This is a genomic window from Amycolatopsis ruanii (assembly GCF_003385175.1).
Taxonomy (GTDB): Bacteria; Actinomycetota; Actinomycetes; order Mycobacteriales; family Pseudonocardiaceae; genus Amycolatopsis_E; species Amycolatopsis_E thermalba.
Window position 1 is genome coordinate 48558 of the sequence record NZ_PQHY01000039.1, and the last position, 10501, is coordinate 59058.

Annotated in this window: 9 protein-coding genes and 4 pseudogenes; 11 read left to right on the top strand and 2 right to left on the bottom strand. The window is 70.0% G+C overall.

Annotation, left to right across the window (positions count from 1 at the left end; all coding sequences use genetic code 11):
* Window positions 1-43: 43 nt before the first annotated feature.
* The 8 genes and pseudogenes from D0D28_RS20960 to D0D28_RS20995 form a co-directional block, all read left to right on the top strand.
* Complete coding sequence (locus D0D28_RS20960; RefSeq protein WP_240323287.1) at window positions 44-1099, top strand: hypothetical protein; 1056 nt, start codon at window positions 44-46, stop codon at window positions 1097-1099.
* Window positions 1099-2277, top strand: a complete 1179-nt coding sequence (locus D0D28_RS20965; RefSeq protein ID WP_116111701.1) for a thiolase family protein — start codon at window positions 1099-1101, stop codon at window positions 2275-2277. Before D0D28_RS20960 ends, D0D28_RS20965 begins: the two co-directional genes overlap by 1 nt.
* Complete coding sequence (locus D0D28_RS20970) at window positions 2274-2726, top strand: Zn-ribbon domain-containing OB-fold protein (RefSeq protein WP_116111702.1); 453 nt, start codon at window positions 2274-2276, stop codon at window positions 2724-2726. The genes D0D28_RS20965 and D0D28_RS20970 overlap by 4 nt, the downstream gene beginning before the upstream one ends.
* A gap of 295 nt (window positions 2727-3021) precedes the next feature.
* Window positions 3022-3414 (top strand): annotated as a pseudogene (locus D0D28_RS37500) (LLM class flavin-dependent oxidoreductase); the annotation flags it as partial.
* A 64-nt stretch (window positions 3415-3478) separates the two neighbouring features.
* Window positions 3479-3916: a hypothetical protein gene (locus D0D28_RS20980; RefSeq protein ID WP_162831138.1), complete on the top strand. Its 438-nt coding sequence runs from the start codon at window positions 3479-3481 to the stop codon at window positions 3914-3916.
* Between the two features lie 142 nt (window positions 3917-4058).
* Window positions 4059-4952, top strand: a complete 894-nt coding sequence (locus D0D28_RS20985) for an alpha/beta hydrolase (RefSeq protein WP_116111704.1) — start codon at window positions 4059-4061, stop codon at window positions 4950-4952.
* Between the two features lie 133 nt (window positions 4953-5085).
* Window positions 5086-6293 (top strand): annotated as a pseudogene (locus tag D0D28_RS20990) (acyl-CoA dehydrogenase family protein).
* Window positions 6290-6514 (top strand): annotated as a pseudogene (locus tag D0D28_RS20995) (acyl-CoA dehydrogenase family protein); the annotation flags it as partial. The pseudogenes D0D28_RS20990 and D0D28_RS20995, both read left to right, overlap by 4 nt.
* A gap of 63 nt (window positions 6515-6577) precedes the next feature.
* Here the strand turns inward: D0D28_RS20995 and D0D28_RS37505 are convergent.
* Both D0D28_RS37505 and D0D28_RS21005 read right to left on the bottom strand, forming a co-directional pair.
* Window positions 6578-6766 (bottom strand): annotated as a pseudogene (locus D0D28_RS37505) (phosphotransferase); the annotation flags it as partial.
* Between the two features lie 67 nt (window positions 6767-6833).
* Window positions 6834-8033 carry an acyl-CoA dehydrogenase family protein gene (locus D0D28_RS21005; protein ID WP_116111705.1) on the bottom strand — a complete coding sequence of 400 codons (1200 nt, stop codon included), beginning with the start codon at window positions 8031-8033 and terminating at the stop codon, window positions 6834-6836.
* Between the two features lie 115 nt (window positions 8034-8148).
* Between D0D28_RS21005 and D0D28_RS21010 the strand changes: the two genes are divergently transcribed.
* The 3 genes from D0D28_RS21010 (at window position 8149) to D0D28_RS21020 (ending at window position 9717) form a co-directional block, all read left to right on the top strand.
* On the top strand, window positions 8149-8721 hold the full coding sequence (locus tag D0D28_RS21010; RefSeq protein WP_233157268.1) for a TetR/AcrR family transcriptional regulator: 573 nt from the start codon (window positions 8149-8151) through the stop codon (window positions 8719-8721).
* Between the two features lie 59 nt (window positions 8722-8780).
* Entirely contained in the window at window positions 8781-9197 is a 417-nt protein-coding gene (locus D0D28_RS21015) for an ATP-binding protein (protein WP_162831139.1), read from the top strand.
* A 316-nt stretch (window positions 9198-9513) separates the two neighbouring features.
* Window positions 9514-9717: a cold-shock protein gene (locus tag D0D28_RS21020; protein WP_094005526.1), complete on the top strand. Its 204-nt coding sequence runs from the start codon at window positions 9514-9516 to the stop codon at window positions 9715-9717.
* Window positions 9718-10501 lie beyond the last annotated feature (784 nt).

The window sequence follows — 10501 nt, forward strand, 5'->3', positions numbered from 1 at the left end:
CCAGGACCCGATCCCGGTCCTGGGGCTGGCCGCAACCCCCCTGGTGCCCGAATCTGACGCCGGCCTCGACGAGCTCGTCTTCGACGCCGTCTTCCAGGCGTTGCGGGAAGCCGGGATCCGCAAGCACGAACTCGGTTTGTCGGTCACCGCGTCACTGGACATCTACGACGGGCACAGCATCTCCAGCGGGCTGACCAACGCCGCCTCGGGTGGGTACCTCGCCCAGTCCTACCGCATCGAGGGCGACGCGGGGCAGGCGATCATCGCGGCGGCGCAGACGATCGCGGCGGGTGACGCCGATCTGGCGCTGGCCGTCGGGGTGCACAACCCGGAGGTGTCGGCGCCGGACCGGCGCGCGTTCCTGCAGCAGATCTCCAACCACGGGTTCGAGCCGCACTTCGACCGTCCGGTGGGGCTGTCGGCGGAAACGGTGCTGGGCCTGCACGCCGGCCGTGTGGTGGATTCGGGGGAGCTGACCGAGGAGCAGCTCGCCGAGATCGCCGCCGCCGCCATCACCCGCGGTTCGGCACGTGCTCATGCGGCTCGCCGATCCGCGGTGACCGCCAGCGAGGTCCTCGCATCCGCGCCGGTGAACGGCGTGTTGCGCGAACTGATGCTGCCTGCGGAGTCCACCGGGGCGGTCGCCGTGGTCCTCGGCTCGCTCGCGCGGGCGCGCCGGGCGCTACGCCCACGCGCTGTGCTGACCGGCTGGGGCCAGTCCACCCGCGACACCACGGCGAGCGGGCAGTGGTTGCACGATCCCGCGGTCGCCGCCCGGCGGGCGGCGCAGGAGGCCTACCAGCGCGCCGGGGTGACCGAGCCGGGCGAACAGGTGGGTGCGGTGGAGCTGACCGCCGCGACGCCGGCGTTGCTGGCCCCCACCCTGGACGCCCTCGGGCCGGCCAAGGGCGACGTCGAGGTGGCGCCCTCGGGCGGGGCCCTGAGCTCGTTCCCCGGCGTGGCCAACGGGGCGCTGCGGTTGCTCGAAGCGGTGTCCTGGGTGGAAGAGCGCGGCGGGCAGGCGGTCTCGCACTCGACCGACCTGCTCACCGGCACCGTCGCGGACACTGCGACCGTTCTCGTCGTGGAGGGAGTCTGATGGCCACACGGGCCCTGATCGCGGGCGCCGGGATCACCCCGGCGACTTCGCCGCGCAAACAGCGATCGTCATCCCTCGAGCTGGTCCAGGAAGCCGTCTGGGCCGCGCTAGAACACTCGGGCGCCGCCCCGTCCTCGCTCGACGGCATCGTGATCGGCAACATCGACGGGTTCGAGGGCACCGTCCTCGGGGCCAAGCACGTCGTCCGGCGGCTGGGGCTCGGAACCGAACTGCCGGTGTCGATCGTCAACACCGGCGGCACAACGGGCGGCAACCTCATGCAGATCGCCGCCCGGCAGGTGCGCTCGGGAGACCGGCAACGGGTGCTCTGCGTCGGCGGACCGACGTTCTTCGGCGCCGAGGACCTGCAGTCGGCGATCAACACGAACTCGCCCATGGTTGTCGAGCAGCCGCTGGGGATGGGTGCCTACCACATGGGGGCGTTCTACCCGAGCGCCTACGCCGAGCGGTTCGGCGCCACCGTCGAGGATTTCGCGGTTAGCGCCGTGCAGGACCACGAGCACGCCTCACGCAACCCCTACGCCCACCTGCGCAACACCCTGACCGTCGAGGACGTGGTCTCGGCGAAGCCGCTGTCGAGTCCGATGACGATGGCGATGGTGTGCCCGGTCTCGACCTCGGCCAACGCGCTGCTCGTCACGTCGGAGTCGGGGGCCGCGGGCCTGCGGCCGGTGCCCGTGCTCATCCGGGCGATGGCGACCAGCAGCGACCCCTACCTCGGTGGCGGCAAGAACGACTTCGCCGCGATGGAGAACCTCGCGATCCTCGCGCAGAAGGTCTACCAGCTGGCCGATGTGCGCAACCCGCGGGAGGAGATCGACGTCGTCGAGGTGTTCTCCCCGTACGCGCCGATGCAGCCGATGCAACTGGAGGCGCTCGGGTTCGCGCCGCCCGGCGGCGGGATCGATCTGATCCGCTCCGGTGCGACGCGGATCGACGGCGACCTTCCGGTCAACCTGTCTGGCGGGCCGCTGTGCACCAACGCCGGCGTTGCCGGCGAACTCGCCCCGTACGTCTACGTCGCCTTGCAGTTGATGGGCGACGCCCCGGAGGCGATGCAGGTACCCGGGGCCCGGAGGGGGCTCGCACACGGCACCGGCGGAACGTTCTTCCAGTTCGAGAACCTGGCCATCCTGGAGAGGCAGGAACGCGCATGACCATCACCACCCAGCGGGTCCACTGGGACCCCAACTACGACGTCCACCTCGGCGCCACCTGGGGCCGGTTCATGACCGGGCTGACCGAACGCAAGATCCTGGCCAACCGCTGCCCGGATTGCTCCCGGGTGTTCGTGCCCCCGCAGGCCTACTGCGAGTCGTTTTTCGTGCGCACCGGAGATTGGCTGGAACTGCCCCCGGAAGGGGTGGTGGAGGCGTTCCCGGTTGCCTGGCAGAGCTTCCGCGGCGGCCCGACGCCGCCGTACGCCATCGCCGGTATCCGGCTGGAGGGCGCGAGCACACTGCTGATGCACTACGTCCAGGGGCTCGATCTGTCCGACTCGAGTGGTGTGCGAGAGCAGCTGCCTCCGGGGACGCGCGTGCGAGCCGTGTGGGCCGAGGAGCGCACCGGCCAGATCCTCGACATCGCCCACTTCGAAAAGGCCTGACTCACCGCAGCTCCACGAAACCGGCCCGAGACGAACGTCTCGGGCCGGTTTCGCTGCGCTCTGAAGATAAAAGTTCGTCCCACCGGGACTGTAGCGGTTTGCGACAACTGCGCACCCGTCGCACTGCGACTCTGTTCCTGTGCACCGCTGCCGTGTCACAACGATCACACGGCCGGGTCGCCGGTGGAGCTCCCACCGCGACCGCACCCGCCGTGGCGGACCACGGTCGTATTTCTACCGGAGAAGCCGGCGAGCGTCGTCGGAAACGTGACGAGGAGGACACCTGAAGGTTCATATGACCAACCTGATCCAGAACTACAACAACGCGCGGTCGGACTACGACGTCTTCAAGGACCAGATCGAGCTGTCCGTGCGTGCCGACCAGGACGGCTACTACAGCATCGGGTGCGTCGAGCACCACTTCGACCCCGGTTGCTCGATGTGCCCGGACAACACCCAGTTCCTCTCCTACCTCGCCGGCCGCACCAAGAACGCGAAACTGCACACCACCGCGGTGATCCTGCCGTGGAACGATCCGCTTCGCGTCGTGGAGAAGATCGCGCTGCTGGACAACCTGTCCGACGGACGCGCGCTCTTCGGCATGGGACGCGGTCTCGCCCGGCGTGAGTACGAGGGCTTCGGCCTCGAGATGGGCGAGTCGCGCGAGCGGTTCGACGAGGCTGCCGAGATGGTCATGCGGTCTCGAGGACGGCTTCGTCGAAAACGACGGCAAGTACTACCCGCAGGCCAAGGTGCCGATCCACCCGCGTCCATTGGGGAGCTTCAAGGGCCGCACGACCATGGTCGCGATGAGCCCCGACTCGGCGGTGGTCGCCGGCAAGCTGGGGCTGCCCATGATGGCGTTCATCCAGGGGCCGCTGGAGACCATGCACATGCCGATGATCGAGGAGTACCGCAAGACCTACCGCGACACCCACGGTGGTGAGGCCCCGCCGCCGCTGATGATCGACCTGACCTACTGCCACCGCGACTCCGCCGAGGCCCTGCGCGTCGCCTACCAGGCCTGCGTGAGCTACTACCTGGCCTGCCTGGAGCACTACGAGTTCGGCGGGCGGCACTTCGAGCACACCAAGGGCTACCGTCTGCGGCGCCGACGTCAACGCGCGGATCTGGGGCACTCCCGACGAGCAGATCGCCAAGCACGAGGAGCGCAAGGCCGTCGTCGGTGAGTACGAGGTCATTTCGGTGTTCCAGTACGGCGGGCTGTGCGGCGAGACCGCCGCGGAGGGTTGCGAGCTGGTCACCCGCGAGGTCAAGCCGGCGCTCGAAAAAGATGTGACCGATCAACGACGATCGAACAGGAGAGATTTCATGGCGAGTTCCGAGGTGGGTCGCGCCCGCACGTTGCTGGCGCACCTGGTCTCGGAGCCAGAGGCCACAATGGACGACTACCGCAGGCTCTACGACGAGGTTTTGGCCAACTTCGAACTGCCAGGGGATGCCGAGGTCGAGGAGGTCGACGCCGGCGGCGCGGCCGCCATCTGGGTGAGCGCGCCGGGCACGGCCCGCGACCAGGTGGTCGTCCTGGTGCACGGCGGTGGCTGGTGCATGGGCAACGCCAAGGGCTACCGGGAGTTCGGGTACCGGATCTCCGCGTCGGCCGACGCCCGCGTGCTGGTCGTCGACTACCGCCTGGCGCCGGAGAACCCGTTCCCGGCGCCGGTGGATGACGTCGTCGCCGCTTACCGGTGGGCGCGCGAGCAGGAGGGCGTGCGGCGGGTGGCTCTCGTGGGCGACTCGGCCGGTGGCGGACTCGTGGTCTCGGCCCTGGTCAAGCTGCGCGACGATGGCGGCCCGCTGCCGAATGCGGCGGTCGTGTGCTCGCCGCTGGTGGACCTGGCGGGCGAGGGAGCCTCGCTCACCGACCGGGCCCACCTCGACCCGTTGCCGGCCAAGACACTGGTCGAAGCCATGGGCGGCGCGTACCGGGGCGGGGTGGACCCCAAGAACCCGCTCGCCTCACCGCTGTACGCCGACCTGAGCGGGCTCCCCCCGCTCCGGGTGCTCGTCGGCACCGACGAGGGTCTGCACGACGATTCGGTGCGGTTGGTGGACAAGGTCCGCGCGGCCGGCGGGGAAGCGGAGCTGGAGATCGGCGAAGGCCTGGTGCACATCTGGCCGATCTTCAACTTCCTGCCCGAGGCGCAGGCGTCCACCGAACGGATCGGCGAGTTCCTGCGCAAGCGGTTCGCCAACCCGGCTTGATCGGTTCGTTTCCGGCGTCCGCCACGTTGTCGCGCATTGCGACATCCGGGGCGGACGCCGTTTCCGTAGCGTCATACCGGACGCGGTGCCCGACGCACCGCGGGTACGGCACCTCACACGAGAAGGGCGACCGGTGAGAACCACAACCGCGACGACCCCCGGCCTGGACGCGAACGGTGTCGCGTCCCGGGTACGCGAGTTCCTGTCCGGCCACGATCCGGCGATCACGGACCGGCTGGAGTTCCTCCGCGCCCGGTTCGACGCCGGCCTGGCATGGGTGCACTACCCGGAAGGCCTCGGCGGTCTCGGCGCCGATCCGGCTCTCCAGCAGGACGTGGACACGATCTTCGCGGAGGCCGGTGCGCCTGGCAACCGGCCACACCTCAACATCATCGGTCTCGGCATGGCCGCTCCGACGATCCTGCGGTTCGGGACACCCGAACAGCAGCGACGGTGGCTGCGCCCGTTGTGGACGGGCGAGGAGATCTGGCGTCAGCTCTTCAGCGAGCCCGGCGCCGGATCGGACCTGGCGAACGTCGCCACCAGCGCCAAGCGGGACGGGGACGACTGGGTGGTGAACGGGCAGAAGGTGTGGACCTCGCTGGCCCACGAAGCAGCCTGGGCGATCCTGGTCGCCCGCACTGATCCCGGTCAGCCGAAGCACCGTGGACTGACGTTTTTCGTGTGCGACATGCACGCGCCGGGCGTCGATGTGCGGCCCTTGCGGCGGATCACGGGGGAGAGCGAGTTCAACGAGGTCTACCTCGACGGCGTCCGGATCCCGGACGAGCAACGGCTGGGCGAGGTCGGCCAGGGCTGGGCGGTCACCCAGAACACGTTGATGAACAGCGGGTCACGATCGGGGCGGGCACCATCCCGCGGGAGAGCGGCGCGATCGGTGAACTGCTGCGCGTCTGGCGGGAGCGCCCGGACGTGCGCACGCCGGGTGCGTTCGACCAGGTGACCCGGTTCTGGGTGGAGGCCGAGGTGGCCCGTCTGACCGCCGAACGGTTGCGGCAGCAACAGGCTGCGGGAATGCCGGGCCCGGAGGGGTCCGGCGCGAAGCTCACCTACGCCCGTCTCAACCAGCAGATCTCGTCGCTGGAGCTGGATCTGCTCGGCGCGGAGGGATCGCGCTACACCGATTACACGACGCGGCGGCCGGTGCTCGTCTCACCTGCCGAGAGTCCCGCCGGGTGGCGGTTCCTCCGGGCGAAGGGCAACTCGATCGAGGGTGGCACCTCGGAGATCATGCGCAACATCATCGCCGAACGTGTGCTCGGACTGCCTGCCGAACCGAGAGTGGACAAGGACACCGCGTGGAAGGACCTGCCGCGATGACCGATGCGACACCGCGTACCGGTAACCTGCTGTACTCCGAGATCGAGGAGGACCTGCGGGCGAGCGTGCGTGCTCTGCTGGAGAAACGCAGTCCGTGGGACGCGGTGCTGGCGAGGACCGAATCCGCCGAGACCACGGACCGTGAGCTGTGGACCCTGCTCGCCGGCGAGATCGGGTGCGCCGCGCTCGCCGTGCCGGAGGCGGCCGGCGGTGCCGGCGCGAGCTGGCGCGAGACCGACGCCGTCGACGTGCTCCACCACCGAGAACGGCACTCCGAGCACGTCGGCATCGGCGAGTGCGACGGCGCGCGCCACCGGCACGCCGGAGTCCCGCAGCGCGGCCACCACCCGGTACTCGCGGCCCATGTCGTGCGCCGAGGGCGTGAGCCCGCCCAGCGGCGGACGGCGCAGCACCCAGCGCGTGCGCCCGTCGGTGAGCAGGTAGGTCAGGTTCGACCGGCCGCCCTGCAGCATCTCGGCGGACAGGCTCCCGGCGAAGCCCGGCACGTTGCGGGCGAAGAACTCGTCGAGCGCGGGGAGGTCAAGACCGTCCACTCTGGATCCTCTCGTGCCTGCGCAGCACCCGGCGCGCGATGGCCCAGCGGTGGGTCTCCGACGGCCCGTCGTAGATGCGGAACGGCCGGACCTCGCGCAGGAACCGGCCGAGCAGCAGGTCGCCGGAGACGCCGAGGGAACCGCAGATCTGGATGGACCGGTCGACGACGCGCCAGATCGCCTCGGCGCAGAAGGTCTTGGCGATCGAGGTGGACTGCGACGCGTGCTCGCCCTGGTCCAGCTCCCAGCAGGCACGCAGCAGCAGCCCACGCGAGGCCGCGATGTCGATCTCGTTGTCGGCGATCATCTGCTGCACCATGCCCAGGTCGCCGAGGCGGGAGCCGAACAGCCGCCGCTCCGCCGCGCGTGCCACCGCGATGTCCTGGGCGCGCCGGGCGATGCCCAGCCAGCGCATGCAGTGCGTCATCCGCGCCGGGCCGAGCCGGACCTGCGCGTAGCGGAAGCCCTGGTCGACCTCGCCGAGCACCGCCTCGTCGGGCACCACGCAGTCGTCGAACTCCAGCTCGATGTGCCCGCCGTAGAGGCTCTCGTCCAGGGTCTCGATGTGCCTGGCCACCCGCAGTCCCGGGTTGTCCTCGTCGACCAGGAACATCGTCGCGCCGCCCGCGTCGCCAGGCTCGCCGGAGGTGCGGGCCATGCAGATCGTGAACCCGGCCCCCTCGGCCCCGGTGATGAACCACTTGCGGCCGTTGATGCGCCAGCCGCCGTCCACCCGCTCCGCCCGGGTCGTCAGCGCCGCCGGATCGGACCCCGCGCCGGGCGCCGGCTCGGTCATCGCGAAGCAGGACCGGACCTCCCCGCTCGCGAGGGGGCGCAGGTAGCGCTCCTTCTGCTCGGAGGTCGCGATGGCCTCCAGCATGTGCATGTTGCCCTCGTCGGGCGCGGCGATGTTCAACGCGAGCGGGCCCAGCAGCGAGTATCCGGCCTCCTCGAACACCGCGGCCCGCCCGCGCATGTCCAGCCCGTGCCCGCCGAACTCGGCGCCCACGTGCGGGGTGAACACCCCCGCCTCCTTCGCCGCACGCTGCAGCCGCACGCGCACGTCGTCGGAGGGCACGACGCCGTCGTGCTCCTCCTCGACCGGAATCACGTGCTCGCGCACGAACTCCGCGGTGCGCCGCGCCAGTTCGGCGACGTCCGGCCCCTGTGCGAGGTCGACAGCCATGGCACCTCCACTCGGCTAATGACCATTAGCCGAAACTATAGGCCCTGCCCGGTTGGCAGGAAGGTGCGTCGGCTCACTCGGCTATGATTTGTTAGCCCGGCGGAGGGAGGTGCCCGTGGACCGGCTCGGTGACATCCGAGACGCCGCACTCGAGCTGTTCACCCGCAAGGGCTTCGAGGCCACGACGATGAGCGACATCGGCGCGGCGGTCGGCATGCGCGCCCCCAGCCTGTACAAGCACGTCGCCTCCAAACAAGACCTGCTTGCGCGGATCATGGTCGCGACGATGGAGAACCTGCTCGCCGCGCACCGGACGGCCGTGGCGAACGTGACCGACCCGGTCGAGCGGCTGCGGCGGGCGACCGAGGCCCACGTCCGCTACCACGCGCGGCACCGGCTCGAAGCGTTCGTGGGCACCCGGGAGATCCGCGGCCTGACCGAACCGCACCGCAGCCGCGTCCTCGACCTGCGCGCCGAGTACGAGGCGTGCTTCCGGGCGGTCGTGCAGGCCGGGGTCGACGCCGGGGTCTTCCGGGTCGACTCGGTGCGCCTGGCCTCCTACGCGATCCTCGACCTCGGCATGGGCGTCGCGGTCTGGTACCGCGCCGACGGCGAGCACCCGGAGGACGCCGTGGTGTGGCAGTACAGCGAATTCGCACTCCGCCTGGTCGGAGCCCATCGGCCCTGACCCGCCTCGCCGAAGACCTTGTGGGTGAATACCTCGCCTCCTTCGGGGGTATAGCGTGCATGCCCCAGGACGTCGGAGAAGACCGGTCCCGGGACCTGCGTGCGCGCCGACCGGCCCGGGCGGCTGAGGTGCCCGGCCTGCGCCACGCCGTGCGCCGCTGGGCCGACGTCCACGGGGTGCCACCGCAGCTCACCGCCGATGTCGAGCTCGCTGTCCATGAGGCACTGGCCAACGCCATCGAGCACGCCTACCCCGAAGGCGCTACCGGCATCGTCGCGCTGCACGCCCGCCAGGACGATGGCGCCCTGCAGATCACGGTCACCGACCATGGCCAGTGGCAACCGCCGGCTGCCGGGCCTGGCCCCGACGGGGGCCGCGGCCTGGCCCTCATCGATGCGCTCGCCGACCACGCCAGCATCACCGGCACCGAGCACGGCACCACCGTCACCCTCGCCTGCGGGCTCACCGCACGCTAGTTGCGCAGACCTTCCGTGCCTGCTCGCCGTGTCGCCCCGCGCCGTTGGCAGGGAGATTGGCGCCGCCGGGCACCAGCCGCCGGTCGTCCACCAGATCTCTTGCGTGACCCTGCGGGATGGTGCCCACTCCAGGCGTGTAAGGTCATTGGTGGTCGTTGTAATTCTTGGGTTCGTGTTTGTGCACGCTCGCAGGATGTTGATGCGGGCGAGCTTCTTTCTTCGGTTGTAGCTGGAGTAAGCCGCCGTCTGAGATCCCCCGGCCCGGGTCTTCGCAGAGTGCGGTGGCCCGTCATCCCAGCTCCCAGAAGGAGAAGACATGACCAACGGAACCGTGAAGTGGTTCAACTCGGAAAAGGGCTTCGGCTTCATTGCCCCCGCCGATGGCAGCCCGGACGTGTTTGTGCACTACTCGGCGATCGAAGGCGGCGGCTTCCGCTCCCTCGAGGAGGCCCAGGCGGTGTCCTACGAGGTCAGCCAGGGCGCCAAGGGCCCGCAGGCCGACCTGGTGCGCCTGGTCTGAGCACCTGCTGTTCTTCTTTCCAGTGGCTCCCCCACCCGCTCCGGGTGGGGGAGCCACTGGCTTGTGATCGCACGTCACCGACTTGATGGTCCGGCCTCGCGTTATCCGGCGCCTCCAGCCCCCGTCAAGCCGAGGCGCCATCAGCTCGACCGGCGGAACCAGCACCGCCTTGTCTGTCATGCTCAGCGCCGCGGCCCAGGCTCACCAGCCCGAAGCCCCCAGATGAGTGGTGGTAGCTGCTCGTCCCGAACGTGACCAGCTACCGCTTCCGCACGGTGGCACCCGTGGCCGTCGCAATCGCCGCTGTGGCCGTCGTGTCGGGCTGCAAGCCCCTGGCTCAGCCCGCCGCCACCGGCCAAGACGACGGCGCCGGAGGCGGCGGGTGGGCTCCCGGCCGGTGATCCGAACGCGGCAATGCCCGCGTCGGGCAGCTGCACCGTCGGCTCCCGTGACGGCCAGCCGCTGCCCGACCCGCCCTGCGCACCGGGCGCCATCAACTCCGACGTCACCCAGGATTGCATCGACGACACGATCTGCAAGTCCGGCTGGACCAAGACAGTGCGACCCTCACCGTCGAAAACCAACCGGATGAAAGCCGTCTCCGCCCGCACCTCACGACCCGCCGCCCGCGAGATCTGGATCGAGGTCGACGACGGGGGGACTGTTTCAAGATCGGTGTTTCTGGCCCGACACGCCGGGCTGAGGTCCGGCGGGATGGGCACTGTGAGTGATGACATCTGGGGCTGTGACTCCACGTAAGAGTGAGAAGCGGTTGTCACCGGAG

Coding starts and splice junctions, on each gene's coding strand:
- D0D28_RS20985 (WP_116111704.1), top strand. CDS start 4,059: ATGGCGAGTTCCGAGGTGGGTCGCGCCCGCACGTTGCTGGCGCACCTG.
- D0D28_RS20970 (WP_116111702.1), top strand. CDS start 2,274: ATGACCATCACCACCCAGCGGGTCCACTGGGACCCCAACTACGACGTC.
- D0D28_RS21005 (WP_116111705.1), bottom strand. CDS start 8,033: ATGGCTGTCGACCTCGCACAGGGGCCGGACGTCGCCGAACTGGCGCGG.
- D0D28_RS20965 (WP_116111701.1), top strand. CDS start 1,099: ATGGCCACACGGGCCCTGATCGCGGGCGCCGGGATCACCCCGGCGACT.
- D0D28_RS21020 (WP_094005526.1), top strand. CDS start 9,514: ATGACCAACGGAACCGTGAAGTGGTTCAACTCGGAAAAGGGCTTCGGC.
- D0D28_RS21015 (WP_162831139.1), top strand. CDS start 8,781: ATGCCCCAGGACGTCGGAGAAGACCGGTCCCGGGACCTGCGTGCGCGC.